Consider the following 22,760-nt stretch of genomic DNA (forward strand, 5'->3'; position numbering starts at 1 on the left):
AATCTAATTTTTGAAAACAGATATCTTCGTCGTTCCTCCTCTTATTGACAAAATCAATTAAAGGAACTCCGAGATTAGTTTATTGATGATTTCTGAAATCTCCCTTCGCGTTTTGATAAACCATAAAATGTGTTCCATATTCAATTGTGAAATCAACCATGGCACTTTTAGAATACAAAATTCGATCATGATTACCATGAATTTGAATCAGATTATCTGGTCTAATATCGTTTTTCCAGGTTATAATACTGGCGATTGCCCATTTTAAAAATACAGGGTCGGTATCTTGTATAATTTTGGTTAATAAGTTTTTTTCTTCAGTAGATTTAATACCAAAAAAGAAGTTTTGACTGAATTTGTTTGACGACTTCATTAGGTTTGGTGGAATTAATCTTATCAAATGGAGTTTGCCAGCCAATCTGTAAAGAAAAGGTAATTCGTTACTTAATATTGTACTTGATATGGCTATTGTCATTAAAGGCTTTAAAATCTTTGAAATTTCAACAGCGATCATTCCTCCAAATGAAACGCCAACCAGTATAAATGGTGATGAGATGTCTATAATTTCACTCAATCGTTTTGCATAATCTGGAAGTGATTCTCTTTTTAATGGCACGATCCAATCTACATGAATGATACGAATCCGTTCATCAAGTTTAATTTTGGAGAAAATTCTTTTATCGGCACCTAAACCACTAATAAAATAAGCGTTCATTAAGCCGGCAATTTCCAGTCAATAGGTGTTAAGTTATTTTGGATCAGCAACTGATTTGCCTTTGAAAAATGTTTTGATCCAAAGAAACCATTATAAGCAGAAAAAGGAGAAGGGTGAGCCGCAGTGAGCACATAGTGTTTTTTCTGATCGATTAAGGAAGCTTTTTGCTGCGCATATTTTCCCCAAAGTAAAAAAACAAGGTGTTTACGCTTTTCAGAAAGGGATTTTATAATCTTATCGGTAAAGATCTCCCATCCGCGATTCTGATGTGAACCGGCTTCGGCGGCACGAACAGTCAGTGTGGCATTTAAGAGCAATACACCTTGTTCTGCCCAATGCATTAAGTTTCCGTGTGGTGGTGATTTAAAGCCCTCAATATCAGTTTCTAATTCTTTGTAAATGTTTTTTAGGGAAGGTGGGATGGTCATGCCGCGTTGTACAGAAAATGAGAGGCCGTGCGCCTGACCAACTCCATGATAGGGATCCTGACCTAAGATAACCACTTTAACCTGGTCAAAAGGAGTGGTATTCATAGCCCTAAAAATATCCTGACCTTTCGGATAAACCGTTGCACCTTTTTCCTTTTCTTCCTTTAAAAAAGATTTTAGATTTTTCATGTAATCTTTCTCAAACTCTTGATCTAAAACGGCTAACCAACCGGTTTCTAATGCAGCAGACATAATGTATATATTAGTTAAATTTAGGCTGATCTAAGTAAGATATTAACTCCAATCAGATTGAAATGGTTTATGATTTCTTTTTGTAAATAGCCAATAAATCTCCTTCGAGTGTTGTTTTCGGACCTTCAACAATTCTGCCCAATTCTATTCCTTTTTGATCATAAATAATAAATGTAGGAACCATTTTAATATCCAAACCATCTATGATTCCATTTTCAGCTTTCTTATTTCCGTCAACCGCAATAAATTCAATATTCTTTTCTTTAACATGTAACGCATCCATGATCTTCAAAAAGTTTGGAACATTTACTTTACTGTCTCCACACCAGGTACCAAAAACGATTTTTATTTTTTCCTTTTTAACCAGCTTTTTTAATTCAATCATGGTAGCAGCGTCCGGGGTATATGCTGCATACAATGGTTCGTACATCTCTTTAAATTCCGGAAACGTAACCATGCCATCCCGGGTGCAGGCATTAATCAGAATATCTTTATTGTGAACCTGATCATGTATTTTTTTATTTATTTCTTGTGCGGAAACATTCATGGCGGATATGATTAATATAATAGTGAAGAGTTTTTTCATGTTTAAGAGGAGAATTGTTGTATGAGTGAAATTTTTAATGAAATTATTATTTTAAAAACTAATTTCTGCCATTTAAAAACGATATTTGCAAAAAAAATAATTAGAATAAAATTTATGCCAAATATTATCAGATTAATTGCGGGGTTTGCTTTACTGGGTGGCGCAGTAGCTTTATTTGTTTTCGGTTTCTGGCCTTGGGGCATCGTTTCTATTTTATTAGGCCTAATCGTATTGGTAACTTATTTCTTTAATGAAAACATGTTATTGGCACAATGGTTTTTAAGAAAAGACAATATGCCTAAAGCAAAAATGTTTTTGGACCGGATTACCAATTATGAAAGGCAGTTAATTAAAGTTCAGCATGGATATTACAATTTATTGGTGGGTTTAATTGAAAGCAGAACATCACCAATGAAATCTGAAAAATACTTTAAAACAGCTTTAAGCTTAGGGATGCAGATGGATCACAACATTGCATTGGCTAAATTGAGCCTGGCCGGAATTGCGATGGCTAAACGTAATAAACGTGAAGCAACACTTTATCTTGCTGAAGCTAAAAAGGCTGATAAGAATAAGTTATTGGCCGATCAGATTAAACAAATGAAAGATCAGATGGGCATGATGGACAAACAACAACAAGTTCGTTATCGCTAATTGATATTACATCAAGATTAAGGGAGCCAAATGTATTTGGCTCCTTTTTTTATATCTATAAACGGCTTATTGATGTCATAATCTAAAAATAATTTTAGACGAGTCGAAATTATTTAATATTTTGGGGTTTTACCGGTACTCAATCAAATTATGGAATTATATTACTCCTTTTCGGTGCTTATTGTTTTAGCATCATTTTTTTCTTATCTAAATCTCCGATACCTCAAACTTCCATCTACCATCGGAATTATGATCATTGCGATGATCAGTTCAATTGTATTGGTTTTAACAGGTAGTTTATTTCCGAAAACCTTCGATCATTTTTCTACATTGCTTCAGGATGTTGACTTCACGGAGGTGTTAATGGGAGCAATGTTAAACTTTTTGCTATTTGCCGGTGCCATTCATATTAACCTGGTTGATTTAAGGGAGCAAAGGGCACCGGTGATTATATTCTCAACGGTAAGTGTTGTGATTTCAACCTTTGCTGTCGGTGCATTGGTTTTTTATATTGCGCCATTCTTCGGTTTTAAAATTCCTTTTATTTATTCCTTATTGTTTGGTGCGCTTATTTCCCCAACTGATCCTATTGCCGTAATGGGCGTGCTTAAAGATGCCAATGTACGTAAGTCACTGGAAACAAAAGTTGCTGGAGAATCTTTATTTAATGACGGGGTGGCTGTAGTGATTTTTGCTGTAATCCTTCAACTGGCACAGGGCAGTGATATTGATATCAGCGCAACCAATATTTCATGGTTATTAATTAAGGAAGCCTTGGGCGGTTTTGCTTTAGGAACTATTTTAGGTTTAGGGGCTTCCAATGCCATGCGGAAAATTGATGATTATAAAGTTTCGGTATTAATCACCCTTTCAGTGGTGATGGGTGGTTACCTCATTGCCCATTCCATTCATATTTCAGGGCCTTTAACCATGGTTGCCGCTGGGATTGTAATTGGTAACTATGGAAAGAGAACCGCCATGTCTGCCGTTACAAAAGATTACCTGAACAAATTCTGGGAACTGATCGATGAGATTTTGAATGCCATTTTATTCCTGTTTATCGGATTCGAACTGCTGATTATTCATAACATTACCGACTATTGGTTAATTGGTTTATGTTGTATCATCATTGTGTTGTTTTCCAGGTTCTTATCTATTTATATTCCGGTGGTGCTTATTCCGTTTAAAAATAAATTTAGCAGCGGTACCATTAAGGTTTTGGTTTGGGGAGGTTTGCGAGGAGGGGTTTCCATTGCTTTGGTTTTATCTATGGATGAAGGCCCGTATAAGCCTTTGTTGGTAGGGATTACCTATTTCGTAGTTGTATTTTCTATTATTGTGCAAGGTTTAACGGTGGGTAAACTGGCTAAGAGAGTGCTTTCTGTGGAAGAGGTTTAGTGTGTTTGATGTTAAGGATTTGGGATTCTATTTGCAATTTCATATCATAAAGCTTGTTAGCACAAGTTTGTTGTTATGAAATATCTCTAACCTGTGGAATTTGGATGTTCGTTCACTCACGGCACTAAATCCCCGGATTGCTGCAATTACTTGTTCTTTAAAAGGAGTATACATGTCCTTCGGATAAAAGATTCTGAATCCAGATGAGGAGGACGGGCGAGGGATGTAAAAAATTTTGATTCAAGTTCATTTCTGAAATAGTTAAAACCAAATCAAAAAATATTTTGTAGTCTATAGAAAATATATACCTATGGCAACATCACAAGAAGGAAGTACTAATCATACTCAGGAAGAAGATAACATTCAGGATTTAGGGGGAAAAGAAGCTGTTGAAAAACTTAGAAACCTCGCAGAGAAGGCAGAGAGTTGTTTTTTCTGTACCAATATCAAAACGGGGGTGCCTCTATCAGTAAGGCCTATGGCCATTCAACAGGTTGACGACGAAGGCAACCTTTGGTTCATGAGTTTAAAGGATAGTCATAAAAATGATGAAATTTCATCTGATCCGTTTACGCACCTTTTATTTCAGGCTGGCGCACATTCTGGCTTCGTGAATATTTACGGAATTTCAGAGATCAGCAGAGACCAGGCGAAAATAGATGAGTTATGGACTCCGCTACTCAAAACCTGGTTTCAGGGTGGAAAAGAAGATCCAAATATTACCCTGATCAAAGTTATTCCTTCTGAAGGTTATTATTGGGATACGAAAAACGGTGCTGCTGTTGCTTTCTTAAAAATGGCAGCCTCTGTAGTAACCGGAAAAACAATGGATGATTCAGTAGAAGGATCTTTAGATATCGACTAAAACTAAAATCATTAACAGTTAAAGGTTAAAAGGTGCACGTTCAGGTTCAGCTCATGTTTTGAGATTTTAACCAGAACTTGTAACCCGAAACCTTTAACTTATTTATCATCTAAATTATCATAGCCTTCCAGCTCTTCTCTCTGAGATCTTTTGCTTAAGATATCGTCATCGTCATGCTGTGTTCTGGAGAAAAATAAGGCTTCAGCCTGGATTCTCTTGATCAGTTGGCGTACCAAAGTTAGATCAAATGCATCTTTACTTAGTTTGATGCAATATTCTCTTTCGTTAATTTCTAAACTTGAAGTATTCATATAGCAGTGATTTAGTTATCAATTGCCGTAAATATATAAAAGGCCTGCTAAACAGTTGTTAGCAAGCCTTTTAATTTTATGTTATGCTTTTGTTAAGATGCATTACCTCATGGTATACGTTTATTTATGTGAAAGGAATAAACCATCATCTGTTTTAGTCACTTTTAAAATACCTTTTGAAGTTAATGCTTTTAAAGTAGTATCCCATTTCTTGTTGCTCCAGTTGGCTAACTTACTTTTAATATCTGTTAAAAGATGTTGCTCATCTTCATTGATCAGTGAGTAAAGTTCTGTTTCCTCAGCAGTCATCTCAATTTTCTTTTTCTCCGGACGCATTTGCGGGAAGAACAATACTTCCTGAATAGTACTCTGATTGGTCATTAACATCACAATACGATCGATACCAAAACCTAAACCTGAGGTAGGGGGCATCCCATATTCCAGTGCACGAACAAAATCATCATCCATCGCCATGGCTTCAGCATCACCACGATCAGCAAGTGTTAACTGATCCTCAAAACGTTCTCTTTGATCAATGGGATCATTTAATTCCGAATAGGCATTGCCAATTTCTTTACCATTTACAAATATCTCAAAACGCTCTACCAAACCTTCAGCTGAACGGTGTTTTTTAGCCAACGGGGTCATCTCAATAGGATAATCAGTAATGAAGGTTGGCTGAATTAAATTGGCCTCTACCTTAGCACTGAAAATTTCATCGACTAACTTGCCTCTACCCATGGTAGAATCAGTTTCAATGTCTAAATCTTTGCAGGTTTGAATAAGTTCATGTTCCGTCATGGCAGAAACATCTATACCGGTATATTTCTGAATGGATTCATACATGGTAAGCTTCTCGTATGGGCCTTCAAAGTTGATGTCATTTTCGCCCACTTTAACCACAGCAGATCCGTTGGTAGCAATAGCTACTTTTTCTAAACATTCTTCTACCATAGCCATCATCCAGATATAATCCTTATAGGCTACATAAATTTCCATAGAAGTATACTCTGGATTGTGTGTGCGGTCCATTCCTTCATTACGGAACATTTTCCCGAATTCATAAACACCATCAAAACCAGCAACAATTAATCTCTTTAAATACAATTCATTTGCAATACGCAAATAGAGCGGCATATCCAAAGTATTGTGGTGTGTGGCAAAAGGACGTGCGGCAGCACCACCGTGAATGGGCTGTAAAATAGGTGTTTCCACTTCCATCCAGCCTTGATTATCGAAATAATTACGCATCGAGTTAATCACCTTGCTGCGTTTGATGAAGATTTGTTTGTAATCCGGGTTTACCGTTAAATCGACGTAGCGCATGCGGTAACGTAATTCAGGATTGGTGAAACCATCGTATACGTTTCCGGCATCATCACGTTTTACAATCGGTAATGGGCGCAAGGATTTAGCTAAAACCTTAAATTCGGTCACGTGTATAGAAATTTCTCCGGTTTGGGTGGTAAACACATAGCCTTTTACACCGATAAAATCTCCAATATCCAATAACTTTTTAAATACGGTATTATATAAGGTTTTATCCTCATCCGGACAAAGTTCGTCTCTTTTTAAATAAACCTGAATACGGCCCGTTGAATCCTGTATTTCAGCGAAGGATGCGGCACCCATGATATTACGGCCCATAATCCGGCCAGCTAAACTTACCGTCTTGTAAGCAGTTTTATCTTTTTCGTAGTTTGCTAAAATATCTGCGGCAGTTACATTAATGTCGTAAGCCTCTGCCGGATAAGGCTCTATACCTAACTGACGTAATTGTTTTAATGATTCACGTCGTAATATTTCTTGTTCTGATAATCCTATACTCATTTCGGGTATTTTTTGCAAAAGTAATGATTTTGGAAATATAATCGCACCTGATCATAATATTTCATTCACCTGATTCCATAAATAATACTGATCCGTTATTTCGACAATGTTGGCTTTTCCCGGAGGTAAAAAGTCAGGAGACCTCCACTTACTAATTGTTGATGCGTGATCTCATTTTTACGCAGGATTTTTCCATTTAACATAATCTTCGAAATGTAAATGGCATTTTGGGTTGATCTTACCGTTTTAATATTTAATTTTTTACCTGTATCGAAGGAAATGATCATTTGATTAAAAGAAGGACTGGTGATTTGATACATCCCGGAAACCGGATCCACAGGGTAAAATCCCAATGATGCAAATACATACCATGCTGACATTTGTCCTGCATCATCATTTCCACTTAAACCGCCTGCACCTTCATCATATTCTTCATCCAAAATTCTGGACACCTGTTTCTGTGTTTTCCAGGGATTAGAGGTATAGTTATATAAAAACGGAATCTGATGTCCGGGTTCATTTCCGTGCCAGTATTCTTTCTTTAAAAAAATAGAATCCAGTTCGTTTTCTAAACTTTTTTTGCCACCCATCAGCGAGATTAATCCGGGCATATCATGAGGTACATAAAAGGTGTATTGCCTGGGTGTTCCTTCTGTAATATAAGGTTCACGGTGATCGGGAAGATAGGGTTTGTACCAATTGCCATCGCTGTATTTACCTCTCACCATTCCAACCTTATTATCAAAAATATTTTGATAGTTTAATGACCTTTTGGCCAGTAAATTATAATCATTTACCTTTCCTAAGTCTTTCGCTATTGTGGCAAGTGCATAATCATCATAAGCATATTCTAGTGTTCTGCTCACCTGCTCCTTTTTGTGAAAAGCATGAGGAATACTGTCTTCCATTGGAATGTAGCCATATTTTAGATAGCTGTTGATACCGCGTCGGCCTTTACCATTCAGGTAATCTGCAGAATCCGGCATTTCAAAAGCATTTTGCCGCATTAAACGGTAGGCTTCTTTTACATCATAATCCCTGATCCCTTTTTGATAAGCCGAAGCAATAAAGGCCGTGCTATGATCGCCGATCATGGCGGCAGTATAGCTATTCCAGCAGGGGAAAATAGGAAGCCATCCGCCTTGACTTCCCTTCAATATTAATGAATTGACAAAAGAATTGGCCAGTCTGGGATGGAGCAATTCAACCAGCGGTAATTGTGCCCGGTAAATATCCCACATGGAAAAGTCATCGTAATAGCTGCCTTTATTTAGCTGTTCTGTCTGATAGTTGCCTGCAAAGCGGGGATAGGTGCCATCAACATCATTAAAAAGCCTTGGATGTTGCTGGGCATGATACAAAGCCGTATAAAAGATTCTCTTCTTTTTTTCATTGCTGTCATTGATTTTAACTTGCGCTAAAGATTTTTCCCAAACTGCTTTGGTGTTTTTTCTTACCGCTTCAAAACCAGCAGAATTGATTTCTTTTTGGAGGTTTGCCTTTGCCGCTGCAATGCCGGTAAATGAGGTTCCTGAGTAAATTACGAGTTCTTCGCCCTTTTGAAGTTTAAACCCGGCGAATACGCCAATATCTTTTTTATTGCCGATGGATGGCTGATTTGAAACCGCTCCTTCAGTATAGGTGCCACTTACTGTGAATGTCCTTTTAATCTGAATAAAGAAATATCCACTGAAGCCGGTGGGTTGTCCCCAACCCTGATAAATCCGGTGCACCGGATTATAACCTGAGATTTCACCTTTTTTCTGATCAATTTTAATAAATCCTTTATGTTGATCACTGTTCGGGCTGATTAAAATATAAACACTGTCAGTTTTTAGTGCGGTAATCCTCATTACGCCACTGCGAAGGGTAGCTGTAATTTCGGTTTTAAGCTGATGTTTTGGCAAAATAATGCTGTAATAATCAGGCCTAGCCACTTCATTTTGATGGCTGTAATTATCAGCCACCTCATTCCACCTGGTTTTTAGTCGGCCTGAGGTGGGCATGATCGTGAAACTTCCATAATCTTGTGTACAGGAACCACTAATCCAGTGTGTAGCCCTGAATCCATAAATTTTCCTGTTGTTATAATAATAGGGTGCAAGGCATTTCGTTTCTGTAAGCTGTGTTTGCGGCGTCCACTGGGTCATGGCGAATGGAGGAGCAACCGCGGGTATGGTATTCGCTAACCTTTCCGTTTTATCTTCGATATGTTGACTGGCCAATGTGGTACTGGCTGAAGTACCTGAAAATGGTTGTACATACTTTACAAGAGATGGCGTTTGGCTATAAGAGAAATAGCTCAACAAGATAACCTGTAAGAAAACTATTAAAAGGATATTGATACCGTATTTAGTGCGATGTTTTTTTATCATGGTATTCAATACGGTATCTTTTTTTAATGGGTTAAATTACAAAGGAAAATGAGGTTATTGATGTGCTATAGCCATTAACTTACGGTATTTCTGGTACATTTCAATTGAAGTATTTACCGGGTTACCGATAGGTTGAACGGAATAATCTTTTCTTTGGTTTACCCATTTCCATTCCCAGTCACTTACCTCTTCGTTAAATTTTTTAAGGTCTATAGTTGTTTTTTCATTTAATGATTTTACTGCACGGTTAAAGAAAAGTTCCCATCGTGGTTTATAGAAATCATTTAATAATCCGCTCCATTGCCTGCAGGCGTATTCATTAAGCGGACTTTTCTTATCGCCCCAAAGCGTGATCAAGTCTTTAGCGTTGAATTCATACCGTGCCTTTTCTTCCGGATTCGTACCCCATTTTCTGGCTTCGCTTACCCATGGTCCAAGCAGGAAATCCTTTCTGGTGGCGAGTAGTTTATCCATATCTGTAATAAGCTGAAGAAAGTTTTGGCTTTCCGCATTAAACTTTTTAAGGTCTTTGTTCAGGTAGGCATCAACCACTTTTCTTTGAACTGAAAGTGCATAATTGGCCATTACCTGGCGGGTTATATCCACAATATCATATTGAAAACCATCGCTTTGTTTACATGTTGGTGCTGCTTTTACAAACTCATCCCATGCTGGTAATAAATCACGCTCATTATAATTGAGTGTTGTTTTGGCCCAGCGCGTAAGTGAATCAAAAGTCGGCCTGGCCTGGATAATGGATTCCGCACCATCCCTGATGTATTTATTTTCAGGAACGGTATATACTGTTTTTCTTAAAATTCCCCAGGCTTTTAAGGCATTGGGGTTTTTGTTTCCGTATCTATTGAACACGAATTTTGGTAACCAGGTATTTAAATCAATAGGAGTGGATTGCCAGGTATTTTCCATCATCAGTTCATACAGAACAGGGTTTTGCTCAATGCCTTCCATCGTTAGGCCAATTCCCTTCATCTTCCCACTCTTTGGATCATTTAGGGCCTGGGCCGGAGCCGTGGCCACTACATCCATTCTACCAAACAGGTTAGTGTTTCCACCAAAATTATGGAGCATATTCCAGATCCAGGGCTTGCCATAAAACCCTGCTGTGCGTTTCCAAACCGGTTCTATTTCTGTTGCCAGATCAAGCAGAATCATCTTGTCATTTGGAACAGCTTTTAAGAGTGCTTCTGTTTGTGCCTCTTTCCAAAATTTTCTATCACTGTAAAAAAGCCATCCCTGCATTACCCAAACAGCTTTCGGATCTGCTGCCGACATGCCGTCATATATTCTGGCGCTTAACTTACTCAAAAATTCAGGTTCGGCAGATGGTGGCTCATTTTCATTGAAAGTATCTGCAGAGTAGAGGTGATCGGTACCTAACATTTCTGTTTGTTTTTGCAGGAATTTTTTTCCAATCATCGCAAACATCGGATCTTCTGAATCCAGAATGTACGTGTCAGCAAATCCATTGGTCCAGTTGGTAGCCTTTAGTTTAGCATTAGGGAACTTATTTTTAAAAGCCGCTGGTACATGACCGGTAAATGCCGGTAATACAGGTTTCATTCCCAATGAACGTTCTCTGTTTAAAATTTTCTTTTGCAATTCGAAGTGGCTCTTCATCCATGATACCGGAAGCGGACCGCCCCAGCCATCTATATTACCCATCCAAAACCACGAAAAATAAGCTGGCCCGGTGAAAAAGCCTTTAAGTTCTTCATCGGAAAATCCCATTTCTTTGTAAAGTAAATACCAGGTGTATTCCTCACCCGTAATCGCCAATGGCATATTAATGCCATGTAAGGCCATCCAGTCGATTTCTTTTTCCCATCTTTCCCAATCCCACCAGCTCATACTGTAATTAAAAGTGCAGTAGTTCAAATAATACCGATATTCGTAAGGTGTTTCTTTTCTTACTTTTTTTGCAACCATCGGAAGCGTTTTAGGCATATTCATATTGGTGCCATTCCAGGTAATTTGGCAATGCGCATATTCGGTGAGGTAATAATAAAAGGCAGAAGCCAGGGCTACACCACTGCTTCCCCTTAAAATAATCTTCTTATTTCTGCTTTCTATTTCGAAAACATCCATTCCGTTCTTAGCAGCTATACTTTCAGTAATAAAGGAATTTTGTAATTTAGGTAGTACCCGTTGAATTAAGTGCTTAGCAGATTCAACATCATTTTGCGACCAACCTTGGCGGGAAGTCAGAATGAAAAGTAAGGCAGCGAATATAAATTTTAATTTCATGTTAGATTTTTAGGAACCACTTTTTATCGTAAAGAAATTTTAACAGTAATAATTGTACAAGCAAAACACCTGTCCATAAGCCCGCTTGTTGCCAGGCCATTGGTATATCGCTGATGAGTCCTCCGAAAAGAAATTGTGATGTAGATTCAAAATTGAAAAGGCCATGTGCAGAGATATAAATGAGAATGGAATTGGTACCTATCCAAACAAAAGGCATACTCCATTTTTTTAGTGACTTTACATCAATGATGTAATAGAAGATGGTGAAAAGTAAAATACTCCAACCGCCTGCAAAAAGGACAAAAGAACTGGTCCACATGGTTTTGTTGACAGGGAAGAATAATCCCCAGACTAAGCCAGCAATTAAGCATAAAGTACCGGCAATAAATAAACCTGCCAGCTTTTTGGAGGTATTTAAAAGAGGAGAGGCAGACTTGATAAAAGTACCAACAAAAATACCCATCATTGCAGAACAGATTGCAGGGATGGTACTGAGCAAACCTTCAGGATCATAAACCACCCGGTGCAATTTACCCGGTAATAATAACCTGTCTATATAGGCGGAGAGATTACCTTCTGGGGTTAAAATGCCACCGCCAAAATGCGGTACAGGCACGTAAACCATAATCAAATAGTAGGCTATAAGAATAGAAAAAAACCAGATGATTTGCTTAGGTAGTGAAAAATTGAGGTAAATTAATGCTGCAAAAAATGTTGATAGGCCAATTCTGGCCAGTACACTGGCAAACCTGGTATTTTCATATCCATTCCATTTAAATAAGCCATTTACAATGATACCCAATAAAATTAAGATCAGTGTTCGCTTTATTAAAGCTTTGTAGATGGCTTTTGATGAATGATTTCCTGCTTTCTTCTGGTCAAAATATTTCTGATAAGAGAATGGCATGGATACCCCCGAGATAAAAATAAAAAGCGGGAAAATAAGGTCATAAAAGGTAAAGCCATTCCAGGGTGAATGGTGTAACTGATTGCTGATATTAATCAAGATCCGCTCCAACATAGACAGGTGCTCATTTGTAGCGATGGTCCAATCTTTAGGGTTTTGCACCAATCCGTATTTTTCTTTTACACCGTTTGCCAATCCATGAAAAATGCCTTCGCCACTTACAATCCAGAACATGTCAAAACCCCTTAATGCATCCAGTGAAATTAACCGTTTGCTTTTCTGAGCAGGTAATACTGGTGTGGTGATTGGTAAAGTGTCCATTTATTATTTTTTGATGAGGGTATTGTAGATGATATAACCTTCATCGTTAATTACTTGTACCCGTAATTGGTTATTGGTAACTGAAAATAACATGAAGCCATATTCTGAAGCCACCATTTGTGCATCTGGAATTAGTTTTACCGGAGTTTTTTCAGATGCTGCACCAGATATAAAGTGATGTGTTTTGCCTTCTGGTTTGAGGTATTGCAAGCTATGTTCATGACCGGTAAGATAAACATCTACGCCATAACGATCCAACATCGGTTTAAGCGAACTTCTGATGGCTTTGGTGTCATATCCATCTGTCCTGCTACCACCGGTATACATGGGGTGATGGCCAACCACTATTTTCCATTTAATAGAAGGATCTTTATCTTCCAGGGTTTTAGCCAGCCAGCGTTTTTGAGCAGTGGTATCCTGACCTTTTACATTAGGACCATACTCAGCGTTTTTATAAAATTCCGGAATAAGGGGATTGGTATCTATAAATGCAACTAAAACCTGGCTGTTGAGGTCGCCATTAATTGGGAATTTTTTGGCAAAGTAACGGGCGGGCATTTTCCATCTCCGGCTGATTTTTGAATAAGCTACCTGTGCGTCCGGATTAGATTTATAATCATGATTACCTAAAATTACATACCAGTCCCACTGTAATGAAAAATCAGTATAAATATCCTCAAATGAATACTTAAAAGATGGATCCTGCGGACTAATCACACCACTGGGATAGAAATTATCACCTGTAGAGATGATAAACTGTGCTTTTACATCAGCCGCGGTCATACCCATCTGTTTAGCAACCTGTTTTTGATGATCGGCGCCATTACGACCCCAATCGCCCATGGCAATAAAGTTTAAGGCAGCAGGTTCTTTAATTAATGATTTGGTTGTGATATTGATTTCTGCGGGAGATTTTGTTAAAACCTGTGCCTGTAATAAGGCAGGGGCAAATAGTGGGAAAAAGAAAAGTAATCGTTTAATCATAGAGATGAATTTGGGTAATTTTTCTGAGATAAGCTGTAATGAAGAAGAACTTTCTCTAAATAGTTTTCAGAGAAAGTTCTTTTATCAAAAATTAAATTTAGTTGTAACCAGGATTTTGTTTCAGTTTAGGGTTTAAGATCATAGCTGATGCTGGAATGGGCATCAAACGATGGAAGGTTTGTGCATCGGTTTTAAAGCCCCATTTGTCTTCATATTTCCCAAAGCGAATCATATCGTTCCGGTGCCAGCATTCCCACGACATTTCTCTGCAGCGTTCTTTATATAAATCTTCCAGCGTTACTGATGTCCAGGCTGGTGAGGTGGTACGAACCGCTCTTAGTTGATTAACCAAAGACAGTGCAGTCTGACCTAATGTAGGTGATGCACCTCGAAGTATCGCTTCAGCTTTCATTAGCAAAATATCAGAATATCTGAAAACCGGTACATCATTATTCTGGTTTCTGCTGGATGAGGTGCTGTCACAGTAAAATTTATTATTTCTGTATCCCATATTCCAGGCAATTTCATCATTTCCTGCATCAAAAGGTCTTGATGCATCTCTTAGGGTAACATCAGGTGTGATATTCACCTGATAGGTAAGTGCAACTGAACCATCAGAACCTGCATAAAATTGGTCATATCCTTTTTTTGTGGTAGGTACTGTTACCGGTGAGCCATCATAATAAGTCTGCAATCCCTTTATCCATTGTCCATTTCTTTTATCATTAGGATCATTGAAATTAGCATAATATTCAGGCAAGGTACTCATTGGTGCACTTGGCGTAAATTTTAAGCTGTATTTTTTCTGTAAGGAACGAGGCATGGAGTAACGCGAAAAAATCATGGTACCATTACTAAAACCCGGATCGAAAGGGATTGCGAATATAAATTCTTTGATTTGCGGCCCATTATCAATAAAGAACATCTTTTTAAAATCGCTTTCTAAACTATAAGGAGAACCTGAAGCACCAATAATGGCATCGCACATGGCTACCGCTTCATTGTATTTTGGTGTATTAATATAAACTTCTGCATTCAGGTACATTTTGGCCAGAATAGCATAGGCTGTATATTTATTCGGGCGGCCATAGGTAGCAGCTCCAACAACATTACTTAAATTAGGCAATACTTCTTTGAGTTCTGTTTCAATAAAGTTGAAAACTTCCAGGCGAGATTTGGTTTCAGGCGGCGTTGTTTGCCCGAAAGTGGTTACAACAGGAATATTGCCCCATAAATCCATCATCATGAAAAATGCCAGGGCTCTGGTAGCCCTAACTTCTGCTACTGCTGCTGTTTTTCCCTGAGATTCAGGCGCGTCTTTCAGTAAGAACAAGCTTTGATTTGCTTTACTGATGGTTGCGGAAAGCCACGACCAGCCACTATTCACATGGCCGTTATCCTTATTCCAGGTATGCTTATGATGGTTTTCAAATACGCCACCATCGTACCAGTTACCGCCCCTGGCCGGCATAATCGCTTCATCAGTACTTAAGGACTGCATAAAGAAATAATCGGTACTCCAGTTTTGGCGAAGCTGTACATATACCTGACCGGTTAGCTGTATAAAGTGTTGGTCTGTTTGAGGAAATGTTTCAGGCGTTAGCTGTGTTTCCACTTTCAAATCCAGTTTATGGCAAGATGTTAACAGGCTTAGAGATAAAGCTGTACCTGCTATGTATTTAATAAGATTTTTCATCTTTTGTATTTTTTAATTAAATGATACGTTTAACCCGAATAAAAATGTTCTGGTTTTAGGATAAAAGTTATTGGTATCTACCCCTGGAGCAGTACCGCCCTGGTTGATCTCCGGGTCGATGCCTTTATAGCCCGTAATTACAAACAAGTTATTCGCTGTAGTATACAAACGGATAGAATTTACACCAGGAATAACTCCCTTCTTAAAAGTGTAACCTAGTGTAGCATTATCCAGACGCAGGTAGCTTCCGTTTTCGATAAATCTGCTTGAATATTTATAAGAGTTGAAATCAGCTGTTGACTCATTTTCAACCTCTACAGGAATATTGGTGAATTGGGCAGTGCTCGGTCTGAATAAATCAGCACGTGTAACGTTCATAATTTTAACGCCTAATGCCGCTCTCATAAATACACTTAAATCAAAATTCTTATATCTGATATTGTTTGACCAACCCAATAAAGCTTTCGGTTGTGCATTTCCAAGAATATAATAGTCTGTTTTATTAAGCAGGTTCTGTGTTTTTATGTTTCCTGCAGCATCATAATACTGTGAAACACCATTGGCATTTTTACCTGCATATTTATAAGTGAAAAAAGTTCCGATTGGTTGGCCTGGCTTAAGTATTTGCAAGGTAGCACCACTTTGTCCTGCGCCGTCAGGAGAAACGGTAAGCCGATCTTCGATATTGAATCTACTATCATCAGATAAGGTGATGATTTTATTTTGATTATGTGCCAGATTAAATCCGGTAGTCCAGCTGAAGTTATCAGTGCTTACTGGTGTACCGTTTAAAACCACTTCAATCCCTTTATTACTCAGTTTACCCACATTGGCAGTATAAAGTGGCCCTGGATACAAGTTATTATCTACAGGAAATGTCAAAATCAGGTCTGTTGTTTTTTTATCATACACGTCTACTGATCCGGTTAATCTGCCATTAAATAGTCCGAAATCTAAGCCAAGATTGGTTGTAGCGGTTCTTTCCCATCTTAAATCAGGGTTTTCATTTTGGATTGCACCATAGGCACCTTCTCTTGGCGAACCGTTATAATAAAATTGTCCTACCTGTCCATAAATGAGTTTAGTAGTCAACGGGGCAAAACCAAGCGAGTTACCGGCAATACCATAACTACCTCTCAATTTAAGGGTTTTGATAACGCCTACGTTTTTAAAGAAATTTTCCTGATCAATGTTCCATGCTGCACCAACAGAGGGATAATAGCCCCAAGTTTCATTTATTCCGAATACATTAGACCCATCTCTTCTGATCGATCCCTGAATGAGGTATTTGTTTTTATAATTATAATTTACCCTTGCAAAATCAGAAATCATCAAAATTTCCTGATACGTTACATTTGGATTAAAATCGACTCTAAAATCAGTTACCGCATACGGGTTCCCCAAACTTAAATTATTATAACTAACCTGGTTAATTGGAAAATTTGTAGAGGTAGCCTGAAAACCATCATTATTTAACGATTGCTGATAGGAATAACCTACCACGGCATTAATATCGTGATCGCCGAATTTTTTATTCCAGGTTAAATACGTTTCTATAATTTTATTGGTGTTTTGATAGGCATTTCTTACTGCCAAACCATCTTTACCCACCAAGGTTACAAAGGATGGAGTTGCAGGTGGCTCTGGCGTATTTCTAACATTGTTATACCTGGAAGTATAAATGCTATTATAAAATGCACCGTAAACGTTTTGGCTATTCTGGTATGATGCTGAAACATCGTAAGAGAAGCCGAATGGTAATTTTAAGTTAACAGTTAAATTCCCTAAGATATTTTTATTCTTCAGGTTCTCTCTACCGTTTTCAAGCATAGAAACCGGATTGTAATAACTGGTCTGGATTAAGTTATCGAAATAAGACCCATCTGCATTCTTTACCGGCGATGTTGGCAGGTAGGTAAGCATTTGCGAAAGTACCGTATTGCGATACGGAACCAGATTAGCGTTGGTTATAGAATTGCTAATGTTCAATCCAATTTTTAACTTATCATTTAATGCTTTTTGTTCAATTCCGATGCGGCCGATAAATCTATTTAAATCACTAGTTTTAATAATTCCATCTTGTTTAAAATAATTTAAACTGGCATTGTAAGTAGTCTTTTCGGTACCTCCACTTAAAGAGATGTTATGGTTATATGATAAAGCATCGCTTCTTTGTACCTCATTTTGCCAATTGGTATTGGCACCTTTATCATTTGCTGGGGTAAGGGCAGAATTGTTCTTTGCCAGAAATGCCTTCAATTGATCAGCATTCATCATGTCATATCGATTAGATACGTTTTCAATACCAAAGTACCCATTGTAAGTAATTTGTGTTGCACCTGCAACACCTCTTTTGGTGGTGACCATAATTACACCATTTGCAGCCCTGTTACCATAAATAGCGGCAGCGGCAGCATCTTTCAGTACATCGATTGAAGCAATATCATCTGGCGCAAGAATAGAAATATCTGCACCAACTACGCCGTCAATAACAAATAATGGCGATTGCGCACCTTCACGAAGGGTTGATGCACCACGCATAATGATTGCTGCATTTTGACTTGGATCTCCACTTCTGGTAATGTTTAATCCCGGTACTTTACCTTGTAACATCTGGCCAATATCACTAATTGCACCTTTATTTAAATCATCACCTTTAACCGTAGAGATAGAGCTGGTTAATGCTTTTCTTGAACTTTTACCATAACCTACTACCACCACATCAGTTAATGAAGCGGTTGATTCGGTAATCATTACCTGATAGGTTGAGGGTGCACCTACGGTAAGTTCTTTTGTTTGGTAACCTAAAAAACTAAAAAGGATTTTATCACCGGTTTTAGCAGAAATGCTAAATGAACCGCCGGCTCCTGTAGAGGTAACTTTTTCCGTTCCTTTTACGGAAACTGAAGCGCCAATAATCGGTTGGTTAGTGTTGTCTAATAAATTTCCAGAGATTTTTCGCTCTGATTGAGCATATGCAATATTAAAAGACTGCCCAATGAAAAATAGCAACAAAAATATGCTACTACGTTTTAAGCTGATCATTTTAATGCGCATGGTAGGGTAAAATTAAGTTCATAAATGGTTTGTTTTATTTGTATATATTGTTTTTTACTTAAAATTTAATGGTAGCAGGCAGGTATTTTGCCACTAATGCCTGATAATATGGCTTTAACTCTTCCCAGCTTTTTTGGTTCGGGTTTTTGGAATACAAATCATATGGATTAAATAACCTTACCCATTTAAATAGCTCATGGTCTTTTTCATTCATCAGATGATCATAGGCATTTTCGCGGTGCTGCGCATAAAAGGAGTGGTAACGAAGCATATATAATCCCTGTTCCGGAAGGTATGGTTTCATCATGTGATATACATATTCATCATGGCCCCACGACATATGCACCTGATCCAAACCACAGTTTTGGGTATATACACCCAGTTTGGTTTGATAAACGGGATTGTTAAAATCCGGATTTGCACTGAAAAATTCTGAATAAACAATTTTATCTGAATAGGCACAGCCCACCGGAAAGGTATCTCCAACCACTGCCCACTGTGGTTCACCATATAAGCAAAGTACTTTTCCCATATCGTGGATCAATCCCACTAAAACCATCCAGTCCGGGTGCCCATCATTGCGTATGGCTTCAGAAGTTTGTAAAAGATGCTGCATCTGATCTAAATCTGTATCCGGATCAGAATCATCAACGAGTTTATTTAAGAAATCAAAAGCACTCCAGATGGGCATTTCTTCTTTATCAAACTTCAAATAATCAGCTTTTTTCTGCTGCACAAAATCATAGGTTTGGTAAGTATGGTTCAACCGGTAAAATTCTTTTACACCATCTTTTTCAGTTTCTTCATAATTTCTGAACTGATCTTCCTTTTTATCTGCATTAATGCTGGTTGGATCAGGATAACGGACTAATAAATCTTCTTCCCATTGATCAAGGTTTTTTAAAGGATTGTGATCATCCTTCGAAACTATATTTTCGTTTCCCATAAGATTAGAAATGATTTGGTTAAATTTTTTATGGTATAAAATTGAGTTTTTGAATGCTTAAATTTTCATGATCAAGGGTTTTTATTTACTTAAACGATTACGTAAAATCAGATTAAACCTACTAGTGGAGAAATTAATTGTTAGATAAATATTGTTGAATTCATGATTAGTTTGCTTATAGTCAGTGAGTTTTAATAATGTCTTTCCTGTTTTGGTTGAAGTATTATTATGACAATTATTTTATATTTTCGTAATTGAAATCAGATAAGGTTAAGGGAATTAGTATTTTTATGAAATTCAGCCGGTTATCCCTGATAAGTTCATTTCATATTCGGCACTTCAAGAATGGACTTTGGAACTATCTGAATAATAAATCAAACAAAACATAAATAATAAAGAATGTCTGGAGAGGTTAATATTAAGCGATTGGCACAGGAACTCAATATTTCTATTGCAACTGTTTCAAAGGCACTTAATGATAGCTACGAAATCAGTTTAAAAACAAAAAACAGGGTTTGGGATCTGGCCAAGCAGCTCAACTATACGCCAAATCCTGCAGCCAGTAATTTAAGAAGTAATAAAACTAAAACCATTGCCGTAATTATTCCGTTTGTGGCGAATAATTTCTTTTCGCGCGCCATCAAGGGGATTGAAGAAATTGTCAGAAAATATGGCCATCATGTACTGATTTATCAAACCCACGAAGACATTGAAATGGAAATGTCTTTCATTAATAGTTTGCTGAATGGGAGGGTAGATGGGATTTTAACATCAGTATCGAGCAGCGAATACAATGGCGATTACTACAAAAACCTGGTTAAGAAAGTACCTTTGGTTTTTTTTGACCGGGTTTATAAAAATCTTGATGCCTACAATGTGACCACTGATGATTATGAAATTTCATTCGACGCAACCGTTCATTTAATTGAGTGCGGTTGTAAAAAAATAGCTTATCTGTATGGTTTAGAAAATTTGCCTGCCGGTAAAGCCAGGTTTTCAGGTTTCAAAGATGCCCTTGAAGCCAAGGGATTAACGGTGGATACGAATTTGATTATTAAATATGTAAATGATGAGGAACAAAATCTGCATCAGATCAGCGCATTATTAAGTCTGCATCAGCCAGATGCCCTTTTTTCATCAATAGAAGAGTTTGTCATTCCTGCCTACACGGCATGTAAGGCACTCCGGTTCCGGATTCCGGAAGATATTAAAATTATCAGTTTTTCTAACCAGGCTACGGCGCACTTGCTCAACCCCGCATTGACAACGATTACACAACCCGCTTTTGAGATTGGGCGTGAAGCTGCCACTTGTTTGTTTAAAATTTTAAATAAAAAAGGCCATGGTGATAACCAGGATATTATCCTTAAATCAACATTGATTAAAAGGGAATCTACCAGTTGCTGAATACCTGAATAGTAAAATTTATCATCGCTTAACCGAAAACGTTTAAGTAATTAAATAAAAGCATTCGGCAGTTAACATTCAATTTTTTTCTGATTTTTAGAAAAAACCAAATATATAAGGATCTAATATGAATCACCTCTCTGCACTTGATTGTGCCGTATTTTTTATATACTTTATTATCGTATCGGCCTACGGTTATTGGGTTTACAGAAGTAAGAAAAAGAAGCAGACAGATACGAAAGATTATTTTTTGGCAGAAGGTTCATTAACCTGGTGGGCAATCGGTGCTTCCATTATCGCTTCCAATATTTCGGCTGAACATTTTATCGGGATGTCTGGTTCTGGTTTTGCTATGGGGCTGGCTATAGCCAGTTATGAATGGATGGCTGCAGCAACATTGATTATTGTAGCGGTATTTTTTCTGCCCATATACCTGAAGAACAAGATTTATACCATGCCGCAGTTTCTGTCTCAGCGCTATAACAATACCGTAAGTACGCTAATGGCTGTTTTCTGGCTTTTGGTTTATGTATTTGTTAATCTAACATCTATCTTTTTTCTAGGTGCAATTGCCATTGAAACCATTACCGGAATCCCTTTTAGTACCTGCATCATATTTCTGGCGATTTTTTCTGCCATCATCACCCTTGGCGGAATGAAGGTGATAGGATACACAGATGTGATACAGGTGATTGTTTTAGTGGCTGGCGGATTGATTACCTGTTACATGGCATTGAAACTCGTTGCTGAAAAACTGGATACGCAAACGGTGCTGGGTGCACTTCCGCTTTTGCGATCAGAAGCTTCAGATCACTTTCACATGATTTTTTCTAAAGGAGATAAGTTTTATCATGAATTGCCAGGCATTGCAGTATTAGTTGGTGGACTTTGGATCAATAACCTGAACTACTGGGGATGCAACCAATATATTGTACAACGGGCATTGGGTGCAGATTTAAAAACAGGCCGGAGTGGATTAATTTTTGCCGCATTCTTAAAACTTCTGATTCCTGTAATTGTGGTTATTCCAGGTATTGCTGCTTTTGTACTCTATCAGCGCGGCTATTTTCAACAGGAAATGCTTGATGCGAGTGGCATTGTCAAGCCAGACCATGCTTACCCTGTATTGATGAATTTATTGCCGGTGGGTATAAAAGGTCTGGCTTTCGCGGCGTTAACGGCCGCTATTGTAGCTTCACTTGCCGGAAAATCAAATAGTATAGCGACTATCTTTACGCTTGATATCTATAAAAAATTTATTAAACCAGATGCTTCTGAGAGAAGATTGGTTGCCATCGGACGGTGGTCGGTTGTGGTGGCTTCCTTAATTGCAATAGTTGTGGCACCGGCATTACGTAGTTTTGATCAGGTTTATCAGTTTATTCAGGAGTACGTAGGGTTTATTTCTCCAGGCATCTTTGCGATTTTTCTATTTGGCTTTTTTTGGAAAAAAACCACTTCACGTGCCGCATTATCAGCAGCACTTGTCACCATTCCATTGTCAATGCTATTTAAATTTTTACCCATATTAACTGATGGATGGATCGCTCCGATTCCATTTCTGAACAGAATGTCATGGGTATTTGTCATTATTATGATACTGATGGTACTGGTAACCTTAACTGATCCCAAAAGTAAAGACAATCCACAGGGTCTTGAGATTGATCGCAGCATGTTCAAAGTAACACCTGCTTTTACAGTTGCTGCGGTAATTATTTGTGGTATTTTGGCTGCACTTTATACCGTGTTCTGGTAGTCTTTCT

General features: G+C 37.9%; 17 protein-coding genes. 5 read left to right on the forward strand and 12 right to left on the reverse strand.

Features of this window, described 5'->3' with window-relative positions:
* Positions 1-79 precede the first annotated feature (79 nt).
* The 3 genes from OQX64_RS03230 to OQX64_RS03240 all read right to left on the reverse strand — a co-directional run bounded on the left by OQX64_RS03230 (position 80) and on the right by OQX64_RS03240 (position 1,981).
* A complete protein-coding gene (locus OQX64_RS03230; protein ID WP_265817609.1) occupies positions 80-715 on the reverse strand; it encodes an alpha/beta hydrolase in 636 nt (211 codons plus the stop codon).
* Positions 715-1,395 (reverse strand): uracil-DNA glycosylase, encoded by a 681-nt coding sequence (gene ung / locus OQX64_RS03235; protein WP_265817610.1) that lies wholly within the window; start codon positions 1,393-1,395, stop codon positions 715-717. Before ung ends, OQX64_RS03230 begins: the two co-directional genes overlap by 1 nt.
* A 67-nt stretch (positions 1,396-1,462) precedes the next feature.
* Complete coding sequence (locus OQX64_RS03240; RefSeq protein WP_088300539.1) at positions 1,463-1,981, reverse strand: TlpA family protein disulfide reductase; 519 nt, start codon at positions 1,979-1,981, stop codon at positions 1,463-1,465.
* Between the two features lie 114 nt (positions 1,982-2,095).
* On the opposite strand from OQX64_RS03240, the gene OQX64_RS03245 reads away from it, so the two are divergent.
* The 3 genes from OQX64_RS03245 (at position 2,096) to OQX64_RS03255 (ending at position 4,898) form a co-directional block, all read left to right on the forward strand.
* The gene (locus tag OQX64_RS03245; RefSeq protein ID WP_088300538.1) at positions 2,096-2,635 is read left to right on the forward strand and encodes a DUF2892 domain-containing protein; all 540 of its coding nucleotides are present in this window, start codon (positions 2,096-2,098) and stop codon (positions 2,633-2,635) included.
* 150 nt (positions 2,636-2,785) lie between these two features.
* Entirely contained in the window at positions 2,786-4,033 is a 1,248-nt protein-coding gene (locus tag OQX64_RS03250) for a cation:proton antiporter (protein ID WP_029284363.1), read from the forward strand.
* 310 nt (positions 4,034-4,343) lie between these two features.
* The gene (locus tag OQX64_RS03255; RefSeq protein WP_088300537.1) at positions 4,344-4,898 is read left to right on the forward strand and encodes a pyridoxamine 5'-phosphate oxidase family protein; all 555 of its coding nucleotides are present in this window, start codon (positions 4,344-4,346) and stop codon (positions 4,896-4,898) included.
* Positions 4,899-4,996: 98 nt separating this feature from the next.
* On the opposite strand, the gene OQX64_RS03260 is transcribed toward OQX64_RS03255, so the two are convergent.
* From OQX64_RS03260 to OQX64_RS03300, 9 genes are all read right to left on the reverse strand, one after another.
* Entirely contained in the window at positions 4,997-5,209 is a 213-nt protein-coding gene (locus OQX64_RS03260) for a hypothetical protein (RefSeq protein ID WP_088300536.1), read from the reverse strand.
* 120 nt (positions 5,210-5,329) lie between these two features.
* Complete coding sequence (gene lysS / locus OQX64_RS03265) at positions 5,330-7,039, reverse strand: lysine--tRNA ligase (protein WP_265817611.1); 1,710 nt, start codon at positions 7,037-7,039, stop codon at positions 5,330-5,332.
* 95 nt (positions 7,040-7,134) lie between these two features.
* Positions 7,135-9,414 carry a GH92 family glycosyl hydrolase gene (locus OQX64_RS03270; RefSeq protein WP_265817612.1) on the reverse strand — a complete coding sequence of 760 codons (2,280 nt, stop codon included), beginning with the start codon at positions 9,412-9,414 and terminating at the stop codon, positions 7,135-7,137.
* Positions 9,415-9,468: 54 nt separating this feature from the next.
* A complete protein-coding gene (locus OQX64_RS03275) occupies positions 9,469-11,679 on the reverse strand; it encodes an alpha-N-acetylglucosaminidase (protein ID WP_265817613.1) in 2,211 nt (736 codons plus the stop codon).
* A gap of 1 nt (position 11,680) precedes the next feature.
* Positions 11,681-12,907 (reverse strand): acyltransferase family protein, encoded by a 1,227-nt coding sequence (locus OQX64_RS03280; RefSeq protein ID WP_265817614.1) that lies wholly within the window; start codon positions 12,905-12,907, stop codon positions 11,681-11,683.
* A 3-nt stretch (positions 12,908-12,910) separates the two neighbouring features.
* On the reverse strand, positions 12,911-13,891 hold the full coding sequence (locus tag OQX64_RS03285) for a purple acid phosphatase family protein (RefSeq protein WP_265817615.1): 981 nt from the start codon (positions 13,889-13,891) through the stop codon (positions 12,911-12,913).
* Between the two features lie 97 nt (positions 13,892-13,988).
* On the reverse strand, positions 13,989-15,587 hold the full coding sequence (locus OQX64_RS03290; protein WP_265817616.1) for a RagB/SusD family nutrient uptake outer membrane protein: 1,599 nt from the start codon (positions 15,585-15,587) through the stop codon (positions 13,989-13,991).
* A gap of 12 nt (positions 15,588-15,599) precedes the next feature.
* Positions 15,600-18,632 carry a SusC/RagA family TonB-linked outer membrane protein gene (locus tag OQX64_RS03295; RefSeq protein ID WP_265817617.1) on the reverse strand — a complete coding sequence of 1,011 codons (3,033 nt, stop codon included), beginning with the start codon at positions 18,630-18,632 and terminating at the stop codon, positions 15,600-15,602.
* Between the two features lie 70 nt (positions 18,633-18,702).
* Positions 18,703-19,590, reverse strand: a complete 888-nt coding sequence (locus tag OQX64_RS03300; RefSeq protein ID WP_265817618.1) for an inositol oxygenase family protein — start codon at positions 19,588-19,590, stop codon at positions 18,703-18,705.
* A gap of 399 nt (positions 19,591-19,989) precedes the next feature.
* On the opposite strand from OQX64_RS03300, the gene OQX64_RS03305 reads away from it, so the two are divergent.
* Positions 19,990-20,997: a LacI family DNA-binding transcriptional regulator gene (locus OQX64_RS03305; RefSeq protein ID WP_265817619.1), complete on the forward strand. Its 1,008-nt coding sequence runs from the start codon at positions 19,990-19,992 to the stop codon at positions 20,995-20,997.
* A 127-nt stretch (positions 20,998-21,124) separates the two neighbouring features.
* The gene (locus OQX64_RS03310) at positions 21,125-22,753 is read left to right on the forward strand and encodes a sodium/sugar symporter (protein ID WP_265817620.1); all 1,629 of its coding nucleotides are present in this window, start codon (positions 21,125-21,127) and stop codon (positions 22,751-22,753) included.
* Positions 22,754-22,760 lie beyond the last annotated feature (7 nt).

Source organism: Pedobacter sp. GR22-10, from assembly GCF_026239715.1.
Classification (GTDB): Bacteria; Bacteroidota; Bacteroidia; order Sphingobacteriales; family Sphingobacteriaceae; genus Pedobacter.